The 25,595-nt window shown below is 54.0% G+C and carries 19 protein-coding genes; 11 read left to right on the top strand and 8 right to left on the bottom strand.

The genetic code is table 11. The features are described from left to right. Positions 1–4: 4 nt before the first annotated feature. Both AC3B6F_RS11400 and AC3B6F_RS11395 read right to left on the bottom strand, forming a co-directional pair. Positions 5–2,260, bottom strand: a complete 2,256-nt coding sequence (locus tag AC3B6F_RS11400) for a TonB-dependent receptor (protein WP_489824443.1) — start codon at positions 2,258–2,260, stop codon at positions 5–7. Between the two features lie 32 nt (positions 2,261–2,292). Next, positions 2,293–3,678, bottom strand: coding sequence for an Nramp family divalent metal transporter (locus AC3B6F_RS11395; protein WP_489824442.1), 1,386 nt, complete (start codon positions 3,676–3,678; stop codon positions 2,293–2,295). Positions 3,679–3,820: 142 nt separating this feature from the next. Here AC3B6F_RS11395 and mntR point away from each other — a divergent pair, with 142 nt between their 5' ends. Continuing rightward, positions 3,821–4,324: a manganese-binding transcriptional regulator MntR gene (gene mntR, locus AC3B6F_RS11390; protein ID WP_023945545.1), complete on the top strand. Its 504-nt coding sequence runs from the start codon at positions 3,821–3,823 to the stop codon at positions 4,322–4,324. On the opposite strand, the gene AC3B6F_RS11385 is transcribed toward mntR, so the two are convergent. Continuing rightward, the gene (locus AC3B6F_RS11385; protein ID WP_023945547.1) at positions 4,321–4,629 is read right to left on the bottom strand and encodes a hypothetical protein; all 309 of its coding nucleotides are present in this window, start codon (positions 4,627–4,629) and stop codon (positions 4,321–4,323) included. The two genes, mntR and AC3B6F_RS11385, sit on opposite strands and share 4 nt — an antisense overlap. Positions 4,630–5,109: 480 nt before the next feature. Further along, complete coding sequence (locus AC3B6F_RS11380) at positions 5,110–5,928, bottom strand: DeoR/GlpR family DNA-binding transcription regulator (RefSeq protein ID WP_034881268.1); 819 nt, start codon at positions 5,926–5,928, stop codon at positions 5,110–5,112. A 274-nt stretch (positions 5,929–6,202) separates the two neighbouring features. Between AC3B6F_RS11380 and AC3B6F_RS11375 the strand changes: the two genes are divergently transcribed. From AC3B6F_RS11375 to glpK, 10 genes are all read left to right on the top strand, one after another. Next, a complete protein-coding gene (locus AC3B6F_RS11375) occupies positions 6,203–7,795 on the top strand; it encodes an FGGY-family carbohydrate kinase (RefSeq protein WP_489824441.1) in 1,593 nt (530 codons plus the stop codon). Beyond that, a complete protein-coding gene (locus tag AC3B6F_RS11370) occupies positions 7,792–9,501 on the top strand; it encodes a glycerol-3-phosphate dehydrogenase/oxidase (protein ID WP_489824440.1) in 1,710 nt (569 codons plus the stop codon). Before AC3B6F_RS11375 ends, AC3B6F_RS11370 begins: the two co-directional genes overlap by 4 nt. A gap of 3 nt (positions 9,502–9,504) precedes the next feature. Then, on the top strand, positions 9,505–10,488 hold the full coding sequence (locus AC3B6F_RS11365; protein WP_211567274.1) for a beta/alpha barrel domain-containing protein: 984 nt from the start codon (positions 9,505–9,507) through the stop codon (positions 10,486–10,488). A 183-nt stretch (positions 10,489–10,671) separates the two neighbouring features. After that, complete coding sequence (locus AC3B6F_RS11360; protein ID WP_489824439.1) at positions 10,672–11,454, top strand: triose-phosphate isomerase; 783 nt, start codon at positions 10,672–10,674, stop codon at positions 11,452–11,454. Continuing rightward, positions 11,451–12,275, top strand: coding sequence for a DeoR/GlpR family DNA-binding transcription regulator (locus AC3B6F_RS11355; protein ID WP_489824438.1), 825 nt, complete (start codon positions 11,451–11,453; stop codon positions 12,273–12,275). Before AC3B6F_RS11360 ends, AC3B6F_RS11355 begins: the two co-directional genes overlap by 4 nt. 112 nt (positions 12,276–12,387) lie before the next feature. After that, a complete protein-coding gene (locus tag AC3B6F_RS11350; RefSeq protein WP_489824437.1) occupies positions 12,388–13,329 on the top strand; it encodes a YncE family protein in 942 nt (313 codons plus the stop codon). 172 nt (positions 13,330–13,501) lie between these two features. After that, the gene (locus AC3B6F_RS11345) at positions 13,502–14,287 is read left to right on the top strand and encodes a DeoR/GlpR family DNA-binding transcription regulator (protein WP_426066100.1); all 786 of its coding nucleotides are present in this window, start codon (positions 13,502–13,504) and stop codon (positions 14,285–14,287) included. Between the two features lie 120 nt (positions 14,288–14,407). Continuing rightward, positions 14,408–15,988: a glycerol-3-phosphate dehydrogenase gene (glpD, locus tag AC3B6F_RS11340; RefSeq protein WP_489824436.1), complete on the top strand. Its 1,581-nt coding sequence runs from the start codon at positions 14,408–14,410 to the stop codon at positions 15,986–15,988. Between the two features lie 37 nt (positions 15,989–16,025). Next, the gene (locus tag AC3B6F_RS11335; protein WP_211567268.1) at positions 16,026–16,928 is read left to right on the top strand and encodes an MIP/aquaporin family protein; all 903 of its coding nucleotides are present in this window, start codon (positions 16,026–16,028) and stop codon (positions 16,926–16,928) included. A 25-nt stretch (positions 16,929–16,953) separates the two neighbouring features. Next, a complete protein-coding gene (gene glpK / locus AC3B6F_RS11330; RefSeq protein ID WP_489824435.1) occupies positions 16,954–18,504 on the top strand; it encodes a glycerol kinase GlpK in 1,551 nt (516 codons plus the stop codon). A gap of 88 nt (positions 18,505–18,592) precedes the next feature. On the opposite strand, the gene mqo is transcribed toward glpK, so the two are convergent. The 4 genes from mqo to metH all read right to left on the bottom strand — a co-directional run bounded on the left by mqo (position 18,593) and on the right by metH (position 25,462). Further along, the gene (gene mqo, locus AC3B6F_RS11325; protein ID WP_489824434.1) at positions 18,593–20,089 is read right to left on the bottom strand and encodes a malate dehydrogenase (quinone); all 1,497 of its coding nucleotides are present in this window, start codon (positions 20,087–20,089) and stop codon (positions 18,593–18,595) included. A 40-nt stretch (positions 20,090–20,129) separates the two neighbouring features. Continuing rightward, positions 20,130–21,548, bottom strand: a complete 1,419-nt coding sequence (locus AC3B6F_RS11320) for an FAD-binding oxidoreductase (RefSeq protein WP_489824433.1) — start codon at positions 21,546–21,548, stop codon at positions 20,130–20,132. A gap of 138 nt (positions 21,549–21,686) precedes the next feature. Then, positions 21,687–21,935 (bottom strand): hypothetical protein, encoded by a 249-nt coding sequence (locus tag AC3B6F_RS11315; RefSeq protein ID WP_489824432.1) that lies wholly within the window; start codon positions 21,933–21,935, stop codon positions 21,687–21,689. 20 nt (positions 21,936–21,955) lie between these two features. Then, positions 21,956–25,462, bottom strand: a complete 3,507-nt coding sequence (gene metH / locus AC3B6F_RS11310) for a methionine synthase (RefSeq protein ID WP_489824431.1) — start codon at positions 25,460–25,462, stop codon at positions 21,956–21,958. Between the last annotated feature and the right edge of the window lie 133 nt (positions 25,463–25,595).

Raw genomic sequence — 25,595 nt, 5'->3', positions numbered from 1 at the left:
GGTTTCAGAAATCCGAGACGAGTGAAAAATATGTTCCCCGGCGTTGGCCGTACTGCGCCTGGTAAATCCCGACGCCGCTGCCATCACGAAGCTGATAACGTTTGTCGAAAAGGTTCACGACGTCAGCACGGATTTTTAGATCCCGTCCAAGCGGAACGTGGGTGAGGGTGTACTGGTAACCAATATTGAAAATTGCGTACTGGGGCTGCTTGTCCAGATTGGCAAAACCACTACGAAGACCGTAACCGTATAGGAAATCGACATAAGCAAGATGATGCTTGCTGCTGTAGGATGTTCCGGCGCTAGCCGTATATTCCCCTTGATGGTCCAACTGGATGGCATGTGAGCGGATATAGGCCAGTTCTTCGGGGGCAAACTGGTATTCGGCGGAATTGATGTCCCGCGCTGCGGTTTTCACATACGAGAAATTTCCAAAAACAGACCATGGACCATGACGCCACGCACTGCCGAACTCTGCGCCGTAAACATGGCCTCTTCTGTAGCTGAAAGGCGCTAGAATAACGGCGCGTCCGAACTGTCCCAGATCCGTCAGATTATGAGCCCATTTGCTGTAGGCATCGATTGTGATCTGGAGGTCAGGGGTAATGTGTTGCAGAATACCTGCATCCACATAATTCGAAGTTTCGACTTTTGTTGCCGTATCGGTCAGGTTGGCTGCGGCATTTGTGGTTCCCGCAAAATGAGCGAGCGTGGACGGATAGACATATTGCGGGGAAGGCGGTGCGAAGTATCGTGAATATCCGATATGCAGAGTGGTGCTTCGGAACGGCTTCCACACCATGTTTGCGCGCGGACTCAGTTGTCCTTCATTGCCAAACGAGGATGCAAAGCGATCATAACGCAGACCGTAATTGAACGTTAGTTTTCGGTTGATGCGGTACTCGTCATGAATATAGGCGCCTGCTTCCGCAGACCAGTTTCCTGTGTTGTCAATCAGGCGTAGCGGAGTAGTGGCTGTCTGATTTCCTTCTGAATCTACTGGAAACACGAGGGAATTCGTATCCAGACGTTCCGATGTGTATTGCCCGAGCAAGCCAGCACGGATCGTGTGATCTGGGGCTACATCGTAGGATAGGTCAAACTGTGCCCCTCCTGTCGTGAAGTCGTTGACCTCATGTTCTGCCACCCCCTGAAACACAAGGTCGCGCACAGGATCAGGCGTATAGTCAATCCGACCGTAACGGAAATAAGGAGAAAGCTGGAGGTTCAGTTTTTCGGCGCTGTGCTGGTAGGACACGACGGCGTAATAATTCTGTTCTGTTTGACTATCGTTCAAAAAGCGGGATTGAACGGATGGATCGTTCCAGCTTGTGCCTTCCAGTTGATAAGTCGGCTGTAAACCCGTGGTGTTTGGCAGTTCAAAATCAGCATAGGAAGCGCTGGTCAGAAGCGAAATTCGATTGTTGTCGTCCAGTCGCCATGAAAAATAACCAAAGCCTTTACCTTGTTGTGTCAGGTCGTGTGTGGCTCGGAAGGATGCTGTTGGGTTCTCAATTCCAATGGTGTTTCTATTGAAGGAGAACGTGGTGAAATATTCAAATCGTCCTTTTGATCCACCAAGTTGCAGAGAGGGAGCGAATGTATTGTAACTCCCTCCATAAAGGGACAATTGATTGCTCTTGAGCGTTGACCCAGTTTTTGTGTGGACATCCACAATGCCAGCCGTTCGAAAACCGAACTGCGCCGGAAGGGTGCCGGTAAGAAGGTCAACAGATTGGATAATCCGCGTATCGAGTTCCTGACCGAAGCCATTCAAGCCTTCTGGGAGAAGGACGCCATTGACGCGGTAGGTCAGGCCACCATGTTCGCCTCGCACATGCACCTCGCCATAACTGTCCTGCACCACACCAGGCATTCGCAGCATAATCTGACTGAAGGACGCATTTTGGCCCTGAGGCGTGGCTTGGATCTGGCGCTGATCAATGCCGTAGGATACCGCCCCCAGTCGTGGAAAAATGCGACCACGCGCCTGATCCAGGTGGCCTGTAACGGTAATCTGCTCTTGCTTGGAGGCTTTCTCTGCGTGTGCCTGTTTTTTCTTTGAGGCTGTGTCATCGCGATCCGTAGTGGATATCGTTTCTGACGCCTGTGCGGTGGACAAGAAACCTGCAAGGAGGGCTGTGCAGAGTGTAAACTTCTTGAATGATCTGAGGGGAGAATTTTCAGAATGTATATGCTGATAAATATAGCAATTGCTATATAAAAAAGCGCGTCTTGAGGACAGAGATCTATTGGTCATGAATGTAAGAAATCCGTGCGATGTGGCGGGATTTATCCAGCCAGTGTGTCGTAGAGAAGCTTGAAATTGAGAATGAGGATCAGCCCGGCGACGCTCCAGGACAAGACGGTCATAAAGGGAGAAATTGTGAACTCTCCCATTTTGCGTCGATTGGAGACAAACATCACCAGAGGAATGACGGCAAAGGGCAGTTGCAGCGAAAGGATGACCTGGCTGGCCAGCAAAAGTGTACCCACACCGTGCCCGCCATAAAGAACCGTCACCACGGCAACGGGAATAATGGCCAGGCCTCGCGTCAGGAGGCGTCGGGCCCAGTGTGGAATACGCAGGCGCAGGAAGCCTTCCATGATGATCTGTCCGGCAAGGGTACCTGTGACAGTTGAATTTGTTCCTGCAGCAAGTAAGGCAAGGGCGAAGAGTGTGGAGGCAATTCCCAAGCCAAGGATGGGGGAAAGAAGCCGATAGGCGTCTTCGATTTCGGCGACGTTTTGATGGCCGGTGTCATGGAATGCCGCGGCCGCCACAATCAGGATGGCAGCATTGATGAACAGTGCCAGCATCAGGGCGATTGTACTGTCCCAGGTTGACCAGCGGATGGCCTCGCGTCGTCCGGCAGGTGTGCGTTCATAGGCGCGGGTCTGTACAATGGACGAGTGCAGATACAGGTTATGAGGCATTACGGTTGCGCCAATGATGCCAATAGCAATGTAAAGCATTCCGGGCGTCGTAATAACCTGTGAGGTAGGAATCAGGCCTTTTAGGATGCTCGCAACGGGAGGGGCCGCAGCCACAAGCTGAACGGCAAAACAGAGAGCGATAATAGTGAGAAGCCCAATGACAAAGGCTTCCAGATATCGAAATCCCCTCCCCATCAGCAGCAGGACGATGAACGCATCAAAGATTGAGAGGAGCGCTCCTCCGAGAAGAGGGAGGCCGAATAGCAACTGCAATGCAACAGCAGTGCCAATCACTTCAGCAAGATCGCAGGCAATGATGGCCAGTTCGCAGGCAAGCCAAAGGATAATATTGATAGCTGGGTGATATTGGTCACGGCATGCTTGAGCCAGATCCCTGCCTGTTGCAATGCCTAATCGAGCTGAGAGCGCCTGAAGCAGAATAGCCATCAGATTGGAGAGCATGATGACGCATAACAGGGTGTATCCGTACTGAGCGCCTCCCTGAAGGTCTGTGGCCCAGTTTCCGGGGTCCATATACCCTACGGAGACCATGTAGCCTGGTCCCACGAATGCCAGAAACCGCTTGAGCCACGAAGTCTGTCCATCGGGGACATGGACGGTAGAAAACACTTCCGGAAGAGAAGGCCGCGTTCTGTCCTCATCGCGCGAAAAGCGCCAGGCTGAAGTCTTGCGAGGAAGATCAGTGAGGGCAGTTTCAGGCGTGGAAGGATTTTCTGGCATCAGAATGCCATTCAAACGTGAATCTCAGAATTATGCAATATGCTATATTCATAAGATGAATCTCTATTCTCAAAAGCTGGAAATAATTTGTGGAATATTTTATTCCCCTCTGAATATTTGAGGATGGAACGGGTTTCGAGGCGTGGAACGAAAAAAGAGCAGGCAGAAAGCCCTTCTGGATATGGCGACCCATTCGGAAGGGTTTCGTGCCAATCGTGCTGCGCGGCAAAAGGTGCTGGTTGAGGATTACGTCGAATTGATCTCTGATCTCCTGTCTGAAGGTCAGGAGGCGCGTCAGGTCGATATTGCTGGAAGGTTGGGCGTGTCTCAGCCGACGGTTGCGAAGATGCTGGCCAGACTTTCAGCCGAAGGGCTTGTCACGCAGAAGCCTTATAGAGGCGTGTTTCTGACGGATGACGGGCAGGCGATGGCGAACAAAGCACGCCATCGGCATGGGATTGTCGAAGCGTTTCTTCTTGCGTTGGGAATTAGTGAGGAAAACGCTCGCATCGACGCCGAGGGGATCGAGCATTACGTCGGAATGGAAACGCTTGCAGTTTTTGAAAAAGCGCTGGGCTATGGGCTGGCAGGCTTTATGAAGGTCTCGTCAGAGACAGAACAAGAAACCAGGAAGTCAGATTTTTAGTTCTTGAGCGTTCGGGATGCTCTGCATGTTGCAGCGAAGCGGCAGACAGAGCAGACAACCGTGATGGATGGGTCATCATTGAAAATGCAGTCCTCTGAACGCTCCATGGCATAGCCTTTGGGGGCCGGATTGTTTCGAAAGGCATCGACAATCTGGCTCATCCACGCGGTCAATCGTTCAGGGACATGCTCCTGATGGCGGAGCCACCATTCGATATCATCCTGATCACGGTCAATCTGGGCTGCAAGTTCAGCGGGTGTCCAGCGTGTGACACTCAGGAAATCGTTTAACGTTATGCCGGACATTTCAGCATCTCCAGTGTCTCAGGGAAGCGGAAATAAAGGGTTAAGCTTTTTGCTGAACAACCGTCAATATATCGTTAATTCCATTGTGGACACAAATGATACTAATTGAAACTTTGGTGCAAAATTTGGCCATATTTCAACAAAAACGGGTTATTCTACGCATATACCCGCCACCCCTATCAGTATGTGAGTTTTTCAAGGAAAACTGATCAAAGATGTAGTGAAGGAGATGGAAAAATCTTATTTAACTCAATATAATAGTTTATTAATAAATTTTTTGTGTGCCATGCTGAAACGGACACAGAAGGCTCTGTTGAGAAAGATAAATTCTGAAATTTTCTCTTGAATCGCGATTCTCGGCAATCAGGAGGATTGCTCCAGATGAGAGGGCGGTGTGGGCTTTGCTGAAGTTCGGTTTTTTTGCGGTGTGAACAGCAGTGTTTCGGGAAATTCTTTCATTGGAATTTCCCTGAGCGAGAATTATCCGCAAATTTCTATATTAATGCCGTCCTGAACTAAAGCTTTCCGGAGTGATGGTTTGAGTTGAGAGTCCGTCAGGACGAGGTCAAACTCGTTTAATGATGCCAGTCGATGTAGGCCGCCTTTGCGAAATTTTGTGCTGTCTACGAGCAGAACGGTTTGATCCGAGATCTGCATCAATGCTTGCTTGACCTTCACGACGTCCTGATCGTTCTGAAACGCCGTTTCATTGTGAATGATGGACGTCGAGAGGAACATCGTATTGGCACGCAGCGACTTCGCAGCCTGTTCGCATACAAGGCCAAAAAATGCATTGCGGGGTTGATTGTAGTCTCCCCCCAGGCAGATGATCTTGAGGTTAGGGTAAGGAGAGAGTGCCTGAATCACGCCAACAGCATTTGTAATGATTGTCAGTGGCGCGAGAGCGGGAAGAAGCGGCAGCATGGCTGCGACTGTTGTCGAGTCATCCAGGACCAGAATTTGCTCCGGTGTAATCATCGAGATTGCGCGATGAATGATGGATTCTTTAAGGTCTGGTGCGCGGGATCTGCGGAAATTGACTGTTTTCTGCGTTACGACCCGATTTTTGAGAACAATACTGCCGTGAAGCTTATCAATCAGACCTTGAGCTGCGAGAGCGTGTGCGTCGCGGTGAATGGTCATGCGACTCACGCCAAAACGCTCTGAAAGGGTCTCGATCGTAGCGCTTCCGGTTTCCAGAAGCACGTCAAGGATCTGCTGTTGTCTGGCACTGTTGTCCCGACGCTTGCTGAGAAGGACGCCAGGAGAGGCAGTTGTCACGCCCGAACCATCAGTCATCTGTCAAAAAGATCCTTGTCTCTCGGGAAGGCCGTTTTACGGCAAAGCAGGCTTCTACATACCAGCGCTGACGAGATTTGTAATGTTCGGATGTGCCGTTTGATGAGGTTTTGGCAGGAAATATCACACAGGCCACCCTTTGATATCGAAAGTGATATTTATCACATTGACGCCGATATATTAACACGTATATCACCTGTTAATAACATTTTCTGTGTTATCGACCGTATTTTTCGCGCGGGCCGATAACAAGAAGGCGTCCGGAGGGCCAGTGATGCGCCAGGATTTCACAATCGGGATCGACTGCGGTTCCACGACGACAAAGGCCGTTGTCTTTTCGGGGGCGGGTGAGATCGTAGGATTGGGTCGTCGACGTGTTCCGCAGCATATGAACGAACCGAGACACGTCGAGCGCGACATGTATGAAGCATGGCGTGCTGTGGTCGAAGCTGTCAGGGATGCGCTTGAGAGTTCCCGCGTTCCTCCGCAAGCCATAGCGGGTGTGGGTGTAACAGCTCACGGGGATGGACTTTTTGTTCTTGACCGCTCAAGCAATCCTTTGGGGCGTGGGATCATGTCGCTCGACAGTCGTGCGACTGAACTGCATGAGGAGTGGAAACGGGAAGGGCGGCTTGAGAAGGTTGTTCCGATTGCCGGGCAGCGGCCTTATCCGTACTCTGCCAGCACGCTTCTTGCCTGGATGAAGCGTCATCAGCCGGGCCGGTATGCTGAAATTGGCACTGTGTTTTTTGCCAAAGACTGGATCCGACTATGTTTGACCGGCGAGATCGCGACGGATCTGACGGAAGCCAGTACGTCCTTCACGGATCTGTATACGCAGGATTACAGCGACAGTATCCTGGACGTTCTGGATATCCGGGAGATTCGTCAGGCGCTTCCGCAGATGCTGCTGTCCTGTGACCAGGGAGGGGTGATTACCCGCGAGGCCGCTAAGGCAACGGGGCTTCTGGAAGGAACGCCTGTTTCGGCCGGTTTGCACGACGTCACTGCTGCGGCTGTCGGGCTGGGTTACACTCAACCGGGTGACCTTTCCATCACAGCAGGGACATTTTCCATCAACGAAATTTTCCGGAGTCGTCCGGTCATCGGGGATGGGTGGTCCTGTCGTGCGGGTTACCGAAAGGGATTGTGGAACTGCATGGCGATTTCGCCAGCATCATCGAGCAATCTCGAATGGCTGGCACGCATGCTGCTGCCTGAAGAAAAGGAAGCAGCCCAGATTTTGACAGGTGAAGTCGAAGCCAGGCTTGGTCGCTCCCGGGCAGAGCGGCCAGTTCCTCTCTATCATCCTTTCCTGTTCGGTTCCCCTTATGAAGCTCCTGCGAGTGCGTCTCTGTTCGGGGTGCAGTCCTGGCATGACCGGGCGGATCTGTTCCAGGCCATGATCGAAGGTACGATCTTCAATCATCGCGAGCATGTTGAAACTCTGCGGTTGACTGGTGCTGTCCGTCGTCTCGGTGTTTCGGGAGGTGGAAGTGGCCAGGCGTCTATTGCTCAGATGTTTGCAGATATCCTGAATGTTCCGGTGGAAATCTCGACTGTCCGGGAAGCTGGCGCGCTTGGGGCGGCACTGACGGCCAGCGTGGCTGTAGGGTTGCACAGTAGTCTCGAAAATGCTGTCGCCGCTCAGGATATTCCGATGACCGTTTATCAGCCTGAACCAGGCCGGGTTTGGGTTTATGAAAGCATTTACCAGCGTTACGTGGCGCTGACACAGGCCATGAAGCCGTTCTGGTCGGGTTTGTATGCAGGAACGGCCGATTCACCGCTCCAGGAGGAGGCTGGACCGGCATCTGTATCGACTTTTCTTGTTGCCGCTGAAATGACGCAGGAGATCAGGCCATGAAATCCGTTTCCGTTGTGTCGGATAACACTGAATTTGACGTGGTCATTATTGGAGCGGGAATTAACGGAGCAGGTCTGTTCCGCGAACTGGCGCTGCAGGGCGTAAAGACGCTCATTCTTGATCGGAGCGATATTTGTACGGGAGCATCATGCGCTCCCTCTCGTCTGATCCATGGCGGCATCAAGTATCTGGAGACAGGAGAGTTCAAGTTGGTGGCACAATCCACCCTTGAGCGGAACCTTCTTCTTAGAAATGCCCCGCATGTGGTGCGCCCATTGCCGACTGTTCTACCAATCCGCACATGGTTTGGGGGAATCGTCCCATCTTTCCGTCGCTTTCTGAATTTGGGCGGTAAGATGACGGATCGAGGAGCTCTGGTTCTGGAAGCCGGACTTCAGATCTATGATTTTCTGGGACGGCGTGCTCGCGTCATGCCGAGGCATTCCCTGTTTCTGGGAGGACGGACGCGTCGGGAATGGCCGCATATGGCCAAGGATGTTGTCGCGACGGCTCAATACTATGACGCTGCCATTACCCAGCCTGAGCGGCTTGGTTATGAATGTGTGCAAGACGGGCTCGAAACGGCACCGAGTTGTGAAGCTCTGACATACACTGTGCCTGTTTCCTTTCAGTACGGGCAACTTGTTCTGCGTGATGTGCAGACCGATGAAATACGGACCGTAAAGGCGCGCGTTATCGTCAATGCGGGTGGAGCATGGATTGATCAGATCAATGCAATTCTTGGCCTATCCACAAAGTATATCGGCGGCACCAAGGGGTCTCATCTGCTTTTGAAGCATGATGATCTGCTTCGGGAACTGAAAGGGCGGATGGTCTATTTCGGGACGCCGGATGGACGGATCTGTCTGGCTTATCCGTTTTTTGGTCATGTGCTTGTCGGGTCTACCGATCTGCGGATTGATGATCCGGACAAGGCCGTCTGCACCGATGAAGAGCAGGATTACATGCTTCGCATGTTGGCGGATCTGTTCCCCGGCTTCCATATCGTCAAGGAGCAGGTCATCTACCGTTATAGCGGCGTGCGGCCATTACCTGCCACAAATGCGGCGGATCCAGGCGCCATCAGTCGAGACCATATTACCCATAAGGACAATGTTGCAGGGATACCTCTTCTGTCTCTCGTGGGAGGAAAGTGGACGACATTCCGTGGCTTGGGCGAAGAAGTGGCTGACCATATTCTGGCATTACTTGGTCATCCCAGAAGCACGTCCACGAAGGAACTGGCGATTGGTGGTGGTCGCAGTTTCCCTTCCGTTGAGCAGCATACGGCTTATCTCGACAGACTGGCGATTTCCTGCGGGATTCCTCGTCCGAGGGCAGCAGACCTTCTGGGCCGATACGGAACGCTTGCTCGCAAAATTGCGGTCTTTTGCCAGGAAGACGCAGATGCGCCGTTGCGGACACTCCCGTCATACACGCGTCGTGAGTTGGCGTTTATTGCCAGAAATGAACTTGTGCGGCGGGTGTCAGATGTCTTGTACCGTCGCACACCCATCGCCTTGAGTGGCCGAATGACACCCGATGTGGTGCAGGAGGTGGCCCGCGTCGTTGGAGAAGAGCTGGGCTGGAGCGAGCGGGATATTGCCCGGGAAGCCCAGACTGCCTGGAAGGAAGGGTGTGAGCGCCACAACCTTCAGGGTGACTTCCCTGTTTCGTCTGAACCCCAGAAAATTCTGAAGGCTTAAGCCATGAACCGTTACGAAGAAAAAATTGCACGCATGGTGGCCGGTAAGGACACGCGCTACGATTTCATCCTGGCAGACGCCAAGGACTCAGATATGGCGGCGGGTATCAGTGCCATGGGACGTCGTCGCAATCCGCGTCCGGGGCAGTCTGTTTTTCGGAGCCGGCCAGAATATCTGTCTGAAATCCAGTCCATTATCCGTCAGGATATTGTGGATATCATGCTGACGTCTGCCTCCATTCTGGAAGACCTTCTGGAAAAAGACGCGTTCAATGGCACGAAAGTGCAGACAGCCATTCGTGCAAACGATACGACTGATCTGTGGCGGGGACGAGGAAGCGATTATCGCTCCCAGAAATCCGTCCCTTTTCGTTCCGCATCTCTTGAGCGCGCCCAGACGGGGCTTGGACTGTATTCCATGACGTTCAATGGAGACGTCGAACAGGATACGCTGGCTCTGGAAGAGTTTGCGCGCTTTCGTGAAGAAGCCCAAGTTCACCGGTTCTCGTATTTCCTGGAGGTGTTCAATCCTAACGAAAGCCGGATTGCATCCAAGGATTACGGGGTTTTCCTCAACGACATGATTACCCGTTCGCTTGCCGGGCTGCGCAAGGAAGAAAAACCTGTTTTTCTTAAGGTTCCGTTTAATGGTGGCGAAGCTCTGAGCGAACTCTGCCATTATGATCCGGCTGTTATTGTTGGCATCATGGGGGGCGGAAGTGGCACGACCCGCGATTGTCTTGAATTGGTGCATCAAGCACAGAGTAGCGGGGCCCGCGCTGCACTCTTCGGACGCAAGATTGTGGATGCTGACGACCCGCTGCTTCTCATCGAAGCAATGCGTCGTGTCACTGATGGAGATCTGTCTCCGAACGAAGCAACCCATTTCTATCATGACGGGCTGAGCAGAAAAGGAATCTCCATGCTTCGTCCGGTGGAAACCGATAGTTTGGTCACGGAAAGTGTTCTGCTGGAGCAGGCTGCCTGATTTTAAGCAGGCTCTTTATTTCATGCTTTCCGCGTCTGGCTGTGAACGTCAGGCGCGGAGAATTGAATGGAAAATATCATTCATTTTGCACATTCCTGTGTTTGGAGTGTTATAGTTTATCGCTAAAGTTAGCTTATGTTGAGCGATAAAGAATCGGTGATCGCTCTTTTTCTGTGGAGATGAATGGTGACTCGCAAGACGGTCTGGATCGGCACGAACTGGAAAATGAACAAAGGGCCGTCAGAGGCGCTTGCGGCCGCAGAGGCTCTGAAGGGTTATCAACCTCCAGAGGGTGTAAAGCCTTTCATCATCACACCTTTTACGTCTCTTCAGGTAGTTGCAGAAACACTGAAGACTTCAGACGTTCTGGTAGGTGCACAGAACATGCATTGGGAAGAAAGCGGTTCATGGACCGGGGAAATCTCACCTGGTATGGTCAAGGAATGTGGAGCCGAGATTGTGCTCGTTGGTCATTCCGAGCGCCGTCAGCATTTTGCTGAAACGGATTGGACGGTGAGTCGCAAAATGGCTGCGGCTCTGCGCCACGGTCTGAAGCCGCTTCTTTGTATTGGCGAAAGCCTTGATGAATATGATTATGGCGTCACGGATGAGACGCTGGCCCGGCAACTCAAGATCGCTTTGCATAATGTTGCGGTTGAGGATCTCCCGAATATCCTCATTGCTTATGAGCCTGTCTGGGCCATTGGGGCGGGGGGGCGTGCCGCCGATACGGACTGTGTGGCGCGTGTTCATACCGGTTTGCGACAGGTGCTGAATGAGATTGTGGGTGTGGAGATCGGGGAACGCGTACCGTTGCTTTACGGTGGCAGCGTTACTCAGGACAATGCACGCAGTTACGTCGAACAGCCAAATGTCGATGGCGTGTTTGTCGGACGCGCAGGGTGGAATGTCCCTGATTTTGAAAAGTTGATTGACCGGGTTATCGAAGAAAGAGCACCGGCATGATCCCTGATTGTCTTCCCGGAAGTCGTGGTCTTTCAGCGCGCAGGCAGGCTGTACTGGACTATGTGACGGCGCAGGGGTGTGTCCTCATTCAGGACATGCTTGCGCATTTCACCATGACGCGCGCTGCCATGAATCGTGATCTGCACGCACTCGCAGTGCAGGGGCTGATCCGTAAGGTTGGTGAGAGTGTTACGACGCTGTCTAACGCAGTTGCCGTCAGTAGCATCATGCACAGGGCGCGACAGGCCGTTCATGAAAAGCTCGGCATTACGGCCATCGCGGCAGATTTGATTGAAGAAGGCGATACAATCGCGCTTGATGATTCCACCACGTCCCGTTTTTTGTCTGAACGCCTGAGTGCGATCGGGCAACTGACCGTTGTGACGAATAGTCTTGGGATCAGCACTAGAATAGGTCAGGCGAAAGATATCAGTCTCATAGCCTTGGGCGGGCATTATAACCCGACGTTTGATGCTTTTCTTGGTGTGTTGTGCGAGAGAAGTGTTACGTCCTTGCGGATTAACACGCTCTTCATGTCGACTTCCGCCATTCATGGCCTTTCAGCGTATCATCAGGATGAAGACCTGATTAAGGCCAAGAGTGCATTGATGAATATGGCTGATCGGCGTGTCTTGATGGTTGATAGTCGTAAATTCGGCATCAGTGCACTAAACCATCTCGCCAATCTGTCAGATTTTGATACCGTAATAACTGACTCCGGGCTGTCTGAGGATATGACTGATCGTATGATCAGGGCTGGGATCAACCTTCGCGTGGCGGATATACGCGGTACTGCATCACCAGAATTGGCCATGGCATAATTCTCTTGGCTTTTTCGTGATTTCAGATCTGCGGAAAGCGGAAAAACTGACTGTTCCATAGCTCGTTTTTCAATGAGAAAACCCTTTGAAAACGAGTTTAAGGATAGCGACCATGATCAGTATCTGTCGCAGTAACGGACTTATTGCCGTTGATAAGAAAGCTGCTCAGGTTCTTTTCCTTGATCCCGATACGTTGGAAACGCTTTCTTATATTGGCAATATGCCGGTTCTTCCTCATGAACTGGCAATTGATCATGAGCGCGGGCTGGCGTTTATTCCAGCGTTCGGGGATGGCGTGCATGGGGATAATCCTAACCCCAATCATTTTGTTTCAATTATTGATCTTGAGAGTCGGACGCGTGTTGCGGATATTGATCTGACTCCCCTGCAAGCCCCTCATACCCTGCGCTTCGGACCTGACGGGTTGTTGTATGTCTGCTGTGAAAACAGCTCGGCGGTGGCTGTTATTGACCCGCAAGCCAAAGTCGTAACAGCAATTCTCTCTACGAATTCCAGCAATTCCCACCGTTTGACTATTCTTCCCCAACGTCAGTTGATCCTGACCGAGAATGAGGAGGATGCGACGCTTTCCGTGATCCGTATCGGAGAGGATGCGGCTTGCCGGATGATCAATCTTCCTGCGCCCGTTGCGGGAATTGAACATTTGCCGAATGAGAAGTTTGTTGTCGTGACAAATGCCCTCAGACCGTCTCTGTTTCTGATGGACGTCGAAGCCGGAGAATTACGGCAGGAAATTTCGCTCAAGCATCATCGGAAGCCGGCTCAGGTCGTGCGTCTCAGTCCTGGGGGGCAATGGCTTCTTGTTGTGGGCGGTCTCGAGCCCGTGGTCACTTTGATCAGTCTGCCGCAATGGGACCAGTACCCTGTTACGGTAGGTAAAAAGCCTATGGATGCAGCCTTTCGACCCGATGGAACAACAGTCATTGTTGCGAATGAAGAAGATGGCACTCTGACCGAGATCAGTCTTCTGACTCGAAAATCTATTAGGACAGTTAAAGCCGGGTCAGGTTGTGAAACGCTGGGTTTTTTCTGAGTGGCCATGAGCAATCAGGGTCAAAAATGTGCCATGGCATCGGATGGAGAGAGGAAGAAAGTACCTTGGAGCAGTGAGGAGGTGACGACGGAAGACGGGAAGGAAAGTTCGTGATTGCGCGTTTTTGTTCGGATTGTCACACTGACTTAAAAATCATGTCAGGTCAGTTCCTATGAACACTCTTCCCGTTCGGATCAATCCTCGCCAGGACCAGATCATTCGCCTTGTCCGGAGCCAGGGGTATGTCTCCAATGAAGATCTGGCGCAGCAGTTTGATGTCGCTGTTCAGACCATTCGGCGCGATATTGGCTTTTTGGCCGAACAGGGGCTTCTGACCCGACATCACGGGGGTGCCACGCCGAACTCCACAATTGAGAATATTGCCTATAACGAGCGGCAGATCCTGAATCTCAAAGCCAAGGACGCCATTGGGCGATGTGCGGCTGCCCTTATCCCGGATCGTTCGTCTCTCTTCATCAATATTGGCACAACAACGGAGGCTTTCGCTCGGTCGCTTGGGGAGCATCGTGATCTCCGGATTGTAACCAATAACTTGCATGTCGCCTCTCTGATCTCTGGGCGGCCCGACTTCCGGACTGTGATCTGTGCAGGGGAGCTGCGTCCGAAGGATGGAGCAATCCTTGGAGCTGCGGCCATCGAAACGCTGGATTCCTTTCGAACGGAATATGGCGTGATTGGGATCAGCGGCATTGCGGAAGACGGAACACTCCTGGATTTCGATCTGTCTGAAATCCAGTGCGCCCGCACGATCCTCCGAAATTCCCAGCGCGTTCTGCTGCTGGCCGATCATACAAAGTTCAGTCGCCTGCCCATGGGGCGTGTGGGTGGTCTTGCGGATATTGATGATCTGATTACGGATCGTCCGGTTTCTGATGAATTCAAAGCCCTTCTGGATGCGGCGAACGTCACACTTCATATTGCCCAAACATCACAGTAGAGCGCGAAAAAAAGAACACTAATCTGTTATAAAACGAATAAGGCTCTTTACTTTATCGTTCAATATGCGCGAAAACGAACATCAGATGCTCGTTTTGGAGCGTGGTGACAGGAGAGTGTTATGTCATCGATTCGTGAAGTTTCGCCTTCGAATCGTGAGAGCGCGCCTTATGACGTGCTTGTCGTCGGTGGAGGCATCAACGGCTGCGGCATCGCGCGTGATGCCGCAGGCCGTGGCGCTAGTGTTCTGCTTGTGGAGCAGGACGATCTGGCGAGTCATACCTCTTCTGCCAGCACGAAGCTGATCCATGGTGGGCTTCGGTATCTGGAATATTATGAGTTCCGGCTTGTTCGTGAGGCTCTGATCGAGCGTGAGCGATTGCTGAAGATCGCACCGCACATCATCTGGCCCATGCGCTTTGTTCTGCCGCACTCCAAAATGTTGCGGCCAGCATGGCTGCTGCGTACGGGCCTGTTCCTGTACGATCATCTCTGCACGACCATGACGCTTCCCAAGACACGCGCGGTCGATCTGCGGACTGATGTGACGGGTCGTCCGCTCAAGAGCGACTATGTCCGTGGCTTCGAGTATTCCGATGGCTGGGTGCAGGATAGCCGTCTGGTTGTACTGAATGCGATGGACGCAGCGCGTCTTGGTGCTTCGATCAATACACGCACGCAGTTGATCAACGCAGAACGTGGATCGCAACTCTGGACAGCTACTCTTCTTGATCGTGTAAGCGGCGAGACGCGGATAGTTCAGGCGAAGACAATCATCAATGCTGCTGGCCCATGGGTTGCGGAGCTGCTTCAGGATCGCGTTGGCGTTGCCAGCAAGAACAAGGTGCGCCTGGTCAAAGGCAGCCACATCGTTGTGCCGCGCCTGTTCGAAAGCAAGCAGGCTTACATCCTTCAGAATCCAGACAAGCGCATCGTGTTTGCGATCCCGTATGAGCAGGACTTTACGCTGATCGGCACGACGGATGTTCCCTGGGAGCAGGATCCGGGCAAGGTCGAGATTTCGAAGGACGAGATCCAGTATCTCTGCGAGAGCGTGAACCGCTATTTTCAGAAATCCGTTAGCCCGGATGATGTGGTCTGGACCTATGCTGGCGTTCGTCCTTTGTATGACGACAATTCCGGCAATGCGTCTGCCGTGACCCGCGACTATGTGCTGGATGTCGACGCATCTGGTGCACCTATCCTGTCCGTCTTTGGTGGAAAGATCACAACGTTCCGTAAGCTGGCAGAGCATGCGCTTGAAAAACTGGTAACGTATCTTCCCATACTGGGTGGTCCGTCCTGGACAGCAGACACTCCGCTTCCGGGTGGTGATTTCGCTTCTGCGGAGTTTGATCGTCAGGTCGCAAAGCTTCAGGCTTACGCACTTCATCTGACACCGAAAACGGCATGGCGTCTGATGCGCAACTACGGTCTGCGGGCGTTCGATATCGCAACGGCTGCCGAAACCGAAATGGGGCAGTGGTTCGGTGCGACGCTGAGTGCTCGTGAAGTCGATTATCTGATCGACAACGAATGGGCGCGCTCGGCTGAGGACATTCTGTGGCGTCGGTCCAAGCTTGGTCTGTTTATAACCGATGCTGAGAAAGCTGCGCTTCAGACTTATATGGAAGAACGTGTCGGGGCGGGTCGTCCGGCAGGTTCCGAAGCATCCCAGACATGGCGGCAGGACGTCGCCTGATCTTCTTCTCTTCACTTTTCATGTCGGATATCCGGTCATGTCAGAGAATAAACGCTACCTTGGTGAACTCCTCGCTGAGTTCTTTGCCGTCGCCATCATCATCCTCTTCGGAGATGGCGTTGCTGCCATGTACTCGCTTTACGACCCCAGCCCATACAAGACGGCATACTGGGGCGTCTGTATCGTCTGGGGGCTGGCTGTTACGGTTGCGATCTACGCGACCGGTGCGGTCAGCGGGACGCACGCCAATCCGGCCGTGACGTTGTCACTCGCGCTCTTCCGGGGGTTCTCCTGGAAGAAGGTCGCGCCCTATATCGGCGCGCAGGTGCTGGGTGGACTGGCTGGCGCAGCGCTGGTGTATTCAATGTATGTACCCGTCATTGATCACTACAATGCTGCTCATGGCCTGACGCGTGCGCTTGATGGTGGCTCTGCTGGTGTGTTCTTCACCCATCCAGGTGACTTCATCAGTGTATCGCATGCATTCTGGGATGAAGCCGTTCTGACAGGTATTCTTGTATTCGGTATCTTTGCCGTAACATGTCAGTATAATACGCAGGCTCCACAAGCGAATTCCGGTGCGCTGATTATTGGTCTTCTGGTCGCTATTATCGGTGCTTCTGCCGGTTATCTGGAGGCATGGGCCATCAACCCGGCTCGTGACTTTGGTCCGCGTCTGTTCTGCTTCTTCGCAGGCTGGGGGCAGGCCGCTATCCCGGCTCCGTCCAACTACTGGTGGGTTCCGATTGCTGCACCTATGGTGGGTGGTCCGATCGGTGCTGCGATCTATCAGTACGGTCTGCGTCCCTTCATGCCACGGGTGTCTCTCGTAACAACTGCGTCCGTATCTGAAGCGCTAAACACGTCCGAGCCTGTTCTTGTTGTCTCGAACCCTTCCGCGCCTGCTTCGACAGGCCCCGTCATCGACAAGGTCTCCTGATCTGTCCGTTTCCGGAGTAAGTACCATGACACAGAAAGACTGCATCCTGGCAATCGATCAGGGCACAACCTCAACCCGCAGCATTGTTTTTGATCGCAATGCCAAGGCCCTGTCGATCTCCCGCAGCGAGTTTCCTCAGCACTACCCTGAACTGGGCTGGGTGGAACACGATGTAGAAGACATCTGGGAAGATGTTCTTGAAACGGCGCGGGAAGCCATTTCCACAGCAGGCGGCGTTGGGCGGATTGCAGCAATTGGGATTACGAACCAACGCGAGACGGTGGTGATCTGGGACCGCAAGACGGGCAAGCCCATTCATAACGCGCTTGTCTGGCAGGATCGCCGCACGGCCAGTGAATGTAACCGCCTGCGAGACCAGGGCTCTGAAGACCTGGTGCGGGAGAAGACCGGTCTTCTGCTGGACCCGTATTTCTCTGCCAGCAAGATTGCCTGGACGCTAGATCATGTTCCGGAAGCGCGTCAGCGTGCCGAAGCTGGTGAACTTGCTGCTGGCACAATAGACAGCTTCCTTCTGTGGCGCCTGACGGGTGGCAAGAAGCATGCCACTGACATTACGAATGCCTGCCGCACGTCCCTGTTCAATATTCATACACTCCAGTGGGACGATGAACTGCTGGATCTGTTCAACGTGCCACGGTCCCTTCTTCCAGAAGTGCAGGACAACAGTGGCGAATTTGGTCGGACCGATCCGGAACTGTTCGGTGAGTCCGTTGTCATCGGCGGTATGGCTGGCGACCAGCATGCAGCACTGATCGGACAGGCCTGTTTTGAGGAGGGTATGGCCAAGGCAACCTACGGAACGGGCTGCTTTATGCTGCTCAACACCGGAGAAAAGCCGATCCAGTCCAACAACCGTCTTCTGACGACGATTGGTTATCGGATTGGCGATAAGACGACTTATGCCCTTGAAGGCTCCATTTTCGTGGCTGGCGCCGGCATCAAATGGCTGCGCGATGGTCTGCAACTCATCACCCATGCCTCCCAGACCGATGACATGGCAACGCGTATTCCTGACAGCCACGGCGTGTACATGGTTCCGGCCTTCGTCGGCCTTGGGGCGCCTCACTGGGACCCGGAAGCGCGAGGCATGATCTGCGGCCTGACTCTGGGCTCAACGCAGGCTCATATTGCCCGTGCGATGCTAGAATCCGTGGCTTACCAGACATATGACCTTGTTCATGCCATGCGTCAGGATGGGGCCATGCGGGCCAAGACGCTGCGGATCGACGGCGGTATGGCTGCCAATGACTGGTTCGCCCAGTTCCTGGCCAGCATGCTCAAGGCTGATGTCGAGCGCCCGGTCAATGTCGAAACGACAGCGATTGGTGCGGCCTTCCTGGCGGGACTGCATGTGGGACTGTGGAAAGATCTTGATGAAGTCGCTGCAACCTGGGCGCAGGAGCGTCTGTTCTCTCCGAAGATGGACCCGGCACAGCGTCGCGTCATGATCGACGGTTGGCACAATGCGGTTCAGCGCACGCTGACACCACATGCAGCAAGAGCTGTAGCCGCACGTTCATCAGCACCGAAGGTTAATACAGTTCAGGCAGCCTGATCGCTCTCCAGGTTCTGTCTGATATGGCCGGTTAGTTCGTCGGGGGACGATAACCGGCCTTTTTTTTGTTAAAGCTGTCTCGAAGAAATCAGTTTTCGATCTGCAAGGTCTGAGCCGTCTCTCGGCGAAGCTCACGGCAGAGTTCCGGGCTGGTCTTCAGATCCACGCCATACCCCGGGAAGATTTCTCGAAGGCGCGGTAGCCACCCCGAAGCGGTCACGTTCTGCGGGAAGCATTTCTCAACGACCTGCAACGCGACTGACGCAGCGATGGACGCGCCCGGCGAGGCGCCAAGAACGGCAGCAAGAGATTGATCGGAACTGCGGACCAGCTCTGTTCCAAAGCGCAGGACACCGTGTAGCCCTCCGTTATCGGGCTTGATGATCTGAACGCGCTGTCCTGCCACCACTTTTGTCCATTGATTCTCGTTGGCGCGAGGATAGAAGTTGAGAAGGGAGCGGAAGCGTTTGTGATCACTCTGCGTTACTTCCCGGACAAGGTAGTTCATCAGAGACAGATTATCTTTGGCAGCCGTAACGGCGGGAATAATGTTCCCACCATTCAGGGATCGGAAATAATCCATCCATGAACCGCTCTTAAGGAATTTTGTGGAAAATCCGGCATAAGGCCCAAAGAGCAGGCAGGATTTTCCATCAATCACCCTTGTATCCAGGTGAGGGACGGACATGGGTGGAGACCCAACCGGCGCTCTCCCGTAAACCTTGGCATGATGACGTTGGGTGATGGCCGGGTCGGTGCACTGGAGCCATAGTCCACTGACCGGGAAGCCCGCGTATCGGCGCGCTTCCGGGATACCGGATTTTTGAAGCAGGGGCAGAGCCGCCCCGCCCGCACCAACAAAAACAAAGCGGGTCAAAACGGAGCGTCTTGCACCCGTTTGCAGGTTGACCGCTGTCACACGCCAGCGACCATCCGTCGTTTTGACGAGATCTGTGACACGGTGGCGATAAAAACTGTGGAAGCCTGTTTCTTTTTCAAGGCTGGAAAACAGATTGCGTGTCAGTGCGCCAAAATCAACATCCGTTCCACTTCGGATGCGCGTGGCAGCGACCGGAACGGATGGATCGCGCCCTTCCATCGCCAAAGGAGCCCAGTCCGCGATCACAGCAGGATCTTCGCTGTATTCCATTCCGTCAAAGCAATGATGACTGGCCATCGCGTCATATCGAGCCTTCAGGAACGCGACATCTTTCTTACCCCACACCAGACTGATATGCGGACAGGCATGGATAAAGGAGCCAGCGTCTGCGAGACGCCCGTTGCGGACCCAGTGTGACCAGAGCTGCCGGGAAATATCGAATTCCGTATTGACCGCCAGAGCCTTGGAAATATCTACACTGCCATCCGGACGCTGGGGCGTGTAATTCAATTCACAGTTGCCTGCATGGCCTGTCCCGGCATTGTTCCAGGCTCTGGAGCTTTCCTGCCCACAATGTTCCAGTGTTTCGAACATTGTGATGGACAGTTCTGGAGACAGGTCTTTCAGCAGTGCGGCAAACGTCGCACTCATGACACCGCCCCCGATCAGGACGACATCAGGAAACGTAGCGGAGGCTGAAGGCATTGCAGGCAGGGTCCGTAAAAGCAGAACAGAAGAGGGGGTCTTATCCTCTATAAACGGGCCCGTTGGGAAGCAATTTGCCTGGATTGAGAATGTGATGAGGGTCCATTGTGCTCTTGAGGGCCCGCATCACGCTGAGGGCACCTTCTCCGTGTTCAGTCGCCAGAAACTCCAGTTTTCCCATGCCGACACCATGTTCACCGCTGCATGAGCCATTAAGAGCAAGAGCACGTCCAACGATTTTCCGGTCCAACTCGAGCGCTCTTTCATAGCCTTCCGGAGAGTGTTCCGTAATGATGAGCGTATGAAAATTCCCGTCTCCGACATGGCCAAGAAGCGGAGCCTTCAGGCCGGACGCCGCAATATCCTGCGATACGCCTTCGATCAGTTCACCAAGGCGCGAAATTGGAACAATGCAGTCCGTTGAAATAACGCGGGCAGTTGGCTCAATCGCTTTAGCAGCCCAGAAAGCATCATGGCGTGCTTTCCAGAGCCGCGCGCGGTCTTCAGCACTTTCGGCCCAGGCAAATCCCAGCCCATTGTTGGCGAGGGCCAGCTCTTCCGTAGCGGTGACCTGTTCCTGTACGGCAGCAGGTGCCCCTGCAAACTCAAAGAACAAAGTTGTAAGAGGGCGGAGCCCTTCGAGCTTTGAAAAACGGATGGAAGCATCCATCTGCACACTGTCCATCAGTTCAACGCGATTGATGGGGATACCGCACTGAATGATTTCCATAGCCGTCTGGATGGCGTCATGCAGATTTTCAAACTGGCAGACCGCGGCAGACAGGGTATCGGGGCGGCCATGCAGGCGAAGCTGAACTTCCGTAATGATGCCCAGCGTGCCTTCAGAGCCGATGAAAAGGGATGTCAGGTCATAGCCGGTTGAGGATTTGCGGACGCGACCTCCTGTACGAATGATCTCGCCCGTTGCCAGTACGACTGTCAGTCCCAGCACATTCTCCTTCATCGTTCCGTAGCGGACAGCCGCTGTGCCCGAGGCCCGTGTGGCGCACATGCCGCCAAGCGTGGCTTCTCCGCCGGGATCAACCGGGAAGAAAAGGCCGGTATCCCGGATCTGGGTATTGAGAGACTGGCGCGTCAGGCCAGCCTGAACGCGGCAGTCCAGATCCTCGGCATTCAATTTCACAATGGCCGTCATGCGGGACAGGTCGAGGCTGATGGCGTGCTCCGGCGGTGTAACATGCCCTTCAACAGAGGTTCCTGCGCCAAATGCAACAACGGGAACGCGGGCGATATGACATTCCTTCAGGACTGCCGAAACGTCCTCGGTGCTCTCGGCAAAGATGACTGCGGCTGGCAGGCGAGCGGCATCCATGGCCTCGCCGTGACTGTGTTCCTCCAGAACGGAAGCTGCCGTGCTGATCTGGTTTTCCAGCTGGGGGCGAAGGCGGCACAGAACAGTCTGGAGGCGTTCTTCAGCAGAAGGGGAGAGAACCGTCATGGAATATCCAGAATGAAAAATGAGTAATTTTGTAAAATTATTATAAATTCAAAGCTTGGAAAGACAATCTCTCCTTGTCCGCGCTGTGCCAGATCAAAAAAAACGCCCCATTGTGGGGCGTTTTTAGGAAATCTGGAACTACCCGTTTTTGCGACGGTCCAGAAACAGAAGCAACAGATAGGGCAGAAAGAAATAAAGCGCCATCACGACCATCAATGGCTTGAGAAGCCACCCCATATCGGCGTGAAGAACGGAGCGGCTGAACATGTTGGCGAGCCCGAGAAGGCACGTCACGCAGAAAAGCCCGAAGAAGTTTGCGAAGAAACCACGCTCACCATTGACTTGCCGAAGCTGGGTCAAAAGCCCGTCGATTTGTTGGGATGCCATGAGAGTGGGTCTCCGTTGGATCAGACTGTGAAGTATTTGGCGCGCGGGTTTAGAATGACCAGAGCGGACGTTGACTGCTCCGGGTGAAGCTGGAAGCCGTCAGACAGGGAAATGCCGATCCGTTCTGCATCCAGAAGGCGCAGAATTGGTTCCTGATCTTCAAGGCGCGGGCAGGCGGGATAACCGAAGGAATATCGTGATCCACGATAGGACTGGGAGAGCATTTTCTCCATGTCGCGGTCATCTTCTGCAGCAAAGCCAAGTTCGGCACGGATGCGCTTGTGCGTGTACTCGGCCATGGCTTCCGCCATTTCGACCGACAGGCCATGCAGGTACAGATAGTCCTGATAACGGTTGGCCTCGAACCATTCACGCGCCAGATCGGATGCTTTCTGCCCAACTGTCACGACCTGAAGACCAACGACATCGCGCTGTTCATCATTGATATCCCGCACGAAGTCCGCAATGCACTCGCCATCGTCCTTGGGCTGGCGAGGCAGTGTGAAGCGGGCGGCTTCTGTCTTGCCGTCTTCTTCGAACAGGATCAGGTCGTTCCCGTCACCGGCAGCTTTCCAGTAGCCATAAATGGCCTGTGGGCGGAGAATGTTTTGTTCCGCATTCAGAGCCAGCATCCGCTTCAGGACCGGGCGCAGTTCCGTCTTTGCGTAGTCCATGAATTCTTCAAGGGTACGGCCCTGTTTCCGGAAGCCCCACTGGAACTGATAGAGCGAGCGCTCATTCAGGAACGGCAGGACGGCATTGGGGGTGGCTTCCACCAGACGGGCTCCCCAGAACGGCGGCTCAAGCGGGGGAAGCTCGCCAGCAACGCGGTTTCGGCGCTCGCGGGCTGCAGCAGGGTCTACGGCCGTGAAGCCACGTGTTTCTGCGGCTTCCGGTGCTCGGACGTTCTTGCGGCTGGCTTTGCCTGCACGGCGCGTCTGGATGGCACTCAGATAGCCGTCAAATTCCCTCTGGGAAATCTTGTCCATGAGAGAAAGGCCGTCGAACGCATCACGGGCGTAGGCTACGCGGCCAGGCTCTTCACCGCCATATGACAGCGCGCATTCTTCCTCGACGTAGTTGCGTGTCAGGGCCGCACCACCCAGAATGACGGGAACATCAAAGCCCTGACGTCTCATCTCTTCCAGGTTTTCGCGCATGATAACCGTGGATTTGACCAGCAGACCGGACATGCCAATGGCATCCGCTTTATGCTCTTTAGCCGCTGTGATCATGTCTGCCAGCGGAACCTTGATGCCGAGATTAATGACCTGATATCCGTTATTGGTCAGGATAATATCCACGAGGTTCTTGCCGATGTCGTGGACGTCGCCCTTCACGGTCGCCAGAACCATCGTGCCACGATGCTGGCCCTCGACACGCTCCATATGCGGCTCAAGCCATGCAACAGCGGTCTTCATGGTCTCGGCGGATTGCAGTACGAACGGAAGCTGCATCTTGCCCGAACCGAACAACTCACCAACAACCTTCATGCCGTCCAGAAGCACGTTGTTGATGATATCCAGCGCAGGCATTTCCTGCATGGCGGCTTCGAGGTCTTCCTCAATGCCCTTGCGGTCACCGTCGACGATCCGGTCCTTGAGGCGCTCGGCAGGCGTTTCGGCACGACGCTTTTTGACGGCATCGGCAGCCTTGCGCCCTGCGAACAGTTCAAGGAGCTTCTGGAGCGGATCATAATCCTCGGTTCGACGATCAAAGATCAGGTCTTCTGCAACCTTGACCTCTTCCGGTGCAATGAGATGCAGCGGACGGATCTTGGAAACATGGACAATAGCGCCTGTCATGCCTGCCTTGACGGCGTGGTCAAGAAAGACAGAGTTCAGGACAGCACGCGCGGCCGGGTTCAGACCGAAGGAAATGTTGGAAAGACCAAGGATGATCTGAATGTCCGGGAATTTGTCCCGGATCATGCGGATACCCTCAAGCGTCCACTGACCCAGCTTCCGATCGTCTTCCACGCCGGTGGCAATCGTGAAGGTGAGGGGGTCGATCATCAGGTCAGACTGCGGCAGCCCATACTGATTGCAGGCGAAATCGACGAGGCGTTCGGCGATGCGCAGCTTGTCCTGCGGCTCCTTCGCCATGCCAACTTCATCAATGGTCAGACCGATCATGGCGGCGCCAAACTTGCGGGCCAGCTTCATGCGGTCATGCGCGTGTTCTTCACCATCTTCGAAGTTGATGGAGTTGATGATCGGCTTGCCACCATGCAGCTTCAAGGCTGCTTCGATAACAGGCGTTTCCGTTGAATCGATCACCAGCGGTGCATTCACGGAGGACGTGAAGCGCGTGATGATTTCGCTCATTTCGGCAGTTTCGTTACGGCCTACGAAGGCCGTGCAGATATCGAGCGCGTTGGAACCTTCGGCGGCCTGTTCACGGCCCACCGCAACGCAGCCATCCCAGTCACCGCTTTCCTGAAGTTCGCGCCACTTCTTCGAACCATTGGCATTGCAGCGCTCGCCAATCGAGAAATAGCTGTTTTCCTGCCGCAGAGGGGTCTGGGTGTAGAGGCTGGAAACGGACGGCATCCAGATCGTGCTGCGCTTGACCGGGGCGGGACGATATTTCTCACCATCCACACGACGGAGCATGCCATCGAGGGCCTGAATATGTGGTGTGGATGTGCCACAGCAGCCGCCGATCAGGTTCAGCCCGTCTTCACGGACAAAACGCTCCATCCAGACAGCCATTTCCGCCGGGCTGAGCGGATAGACCGTCTTGCCATCAACTAGTTCCGGCAGACCGGCATTGGGCTGCATGGAGATCAGGCCTGGCCAGTTCTCGGACAGCCAGCGGACGTGCTCGGCCATCTCCTGCGGACCGGTTGCACAGTTCAGACCGAGGGAGGGAACATCAAGCGCGTTTACGGTCGTTGCAGCGGCAGCAATATCCGGACCCACGAGAAGTGTGCCAGTTGTCTCAACCGTCACCTGCACAAAGATTGGTGCGTCTGACCCAAGCTCGATCCGGGCGATTTTTGCGGCGTTAACCGCAGCCTTGATCTGGAGCGTGTCCTGACAGGTTTCGATCAGGAAGCCATCTACCCCGCCGTCAATCAGGCCGCGGCACTGTTCAAGCAGACCTGCTTCAAGCGTGTCGTAGTCGATGTTGCCAAGCGTTGGGAGCTTCGTGCCCGGTCCGATAGACCCCATGACGTAACGGTGGCGATCGTCCGAAAATGTGTCTGCGGCTTCCCTCGCCAAAGTGGCGGCGACGCGATTGATCTCACGCGCACGATCCTGAAGACCGAACTCGGCCAGAGTGACGATGGACCCGCCGAAGGTGTTGGTCTCCACCATATCCGCGCCAGCTTCGAAATAGCCGCGATGAATTTCACGGACCAGTTCCGGGCGGGAAAGGTTCAGGATTTCCGTACAGTTTTCCTGTCCCCAGTAGTCTTTTTCAACTTCCAGATCGAGCATCTGCACACGCGATCCCATACCACCATCACAGAGCAGAACCTGGTCTGACAGGGCATCAAGAAGATGGGGACGTGAGGACATTGAGGCGCTCTTCAGGAAGGAAACGGAACAGGACAGACCATGACGCGGGCATAGTCTGCGTCGGAGGTTCGCCTGTATAACGGTTCCCGGAAGCAGCTGGCAAACCGGATCTCTCTTGTCCTTCTTTCGGGCG

It is taken from the genome of Gluconobacter sp. ESL1110, from assembly GCF_058107395.1.
Note: the sequence above shows the minus strand (reverse complement) of the source record. Positions and strands in the feature narration are given on the sequence as shown.

Coding starts and splice junctions, on each gene's coding strand:
- AC3B6F_RS11400 (WP_489824443.1), bottom strand. CDS start 2,260: ATGACCAATAGATCTCTGTCCTCAAGACGCGCTTTTTTATATAGCAAT.
- AC3B6F_RS11395 (WP_489824442.1), bottom strand. CDS start 3,678: ATGCCAGAAAATCCTTCCACGCCTGAAACTGCCCTCACTGATCTTCCT.
- AC3B6F_RS11385 (WP_023945547.1), bottom strand. CDS start 4,629: ATGTCCGGCATAACGTTAAACGATTTCCTGAGTGTCACACGCTGGACA.
- AC3B6F_RS11380 (WP_034881268.1), bottom strand. CDS start 5,928: ATGACTGATGGTTCGGGCGTGACAACTGCCTCTCCTGGCGTCCTTCTC.
- AC3B6F_RS11375 (WP_489824441.1), top strand. CDS start 6,203: ATGCGCCAGGATTTCACAATCGGGATCGACTGCGGTTCCACGACGACA.
- AC3B6F_RS11370 (WP_489824440.1), top strand. CDS start 7,792: ATGAAATCCGTTTCCGTTGTGTCGGATAACACTGAATTTGACGTGGTC.
- AC3B6F_RS11365 (WP_211567274.1), top strand. CDS start 9,505: ATGAACCGTTACGAAGAAAAAATTGCACGCATGGTGGCCGGTAAGGAC.
- AC3B6F_RS11360 (WP_489824439.1), top strand. CDS start 10,672: ATGGTGACTCGCAAGACGGTCTGGATCGGCACGAACTGGAAAATGAAC.
- AC3B6F_RS11355 (WP_489824438.1), top strand. CDS start 11,451: ATGATCCCTGATTGTCTTCCCGGAAGTCGTGGTCTTTCAGCGCGCAGG.
- AC3B6F_RS11350 (WP_489824437.1), top strand. CDS start 12,388: ATGATCAGTATCTGTCGCAGTAACGGACTTATTGCCGTTGATAAGAAA.
- AC3B6F_RS11345 (WP_426066100.1), top strand. CDS start 13,502: ATGAACACTCTTCCCGTTCGGATCAATCCTCGCCAGGACCAGATCATT.
- glpD (WP_489824436.1), top strand. CDS start 14,408: ATGTCATCGATTCGTGAAGTTTCGCCTTCGAATCGTGAGAGCGCGCCT.
- AC3B6F_RS11335 (WP_211567268.1), top strand. CDS start 16,026: ATGTCAGAGAATAAACGCTACCTTGGTGAACTCCTCGCTGAGTTCTTT.
- glpK (WP_489824435.1), top strand. CDS start 16,954: ATGACACAGAAAGACTGCATCCTGGCAATCGATCAGGGCACAACCTCA.
- mqo (WP_489824434.1), bottom strand. CDS start 20,089: ATGCCTTCAGCCTCCGCTACGTTTCCTGATGTCGTCCTGATCGGGGGC.
- AC3B6F_RS11320 (WP_489824433.1), bottom strand. CDS start 21,548: ATGACGGTTCTCTCCCCTTCTGCTGAAGAACGCCTCCAGACTGTTCTG.
- AC3B6F_RS11315 (WP_489824432.1), bottom strand. CDS start 21,935: ATGGCATCCCAACAAATCGACGGGCTTTTGACCCAGCTTCGGCAAGTC.
- metH (WP_489824431.1), bottom strand. CDS start 25,462: ATGTCCTCACGTCCCCATCTTCTTGATGCCCTGTCAGACCAGGTTCTG.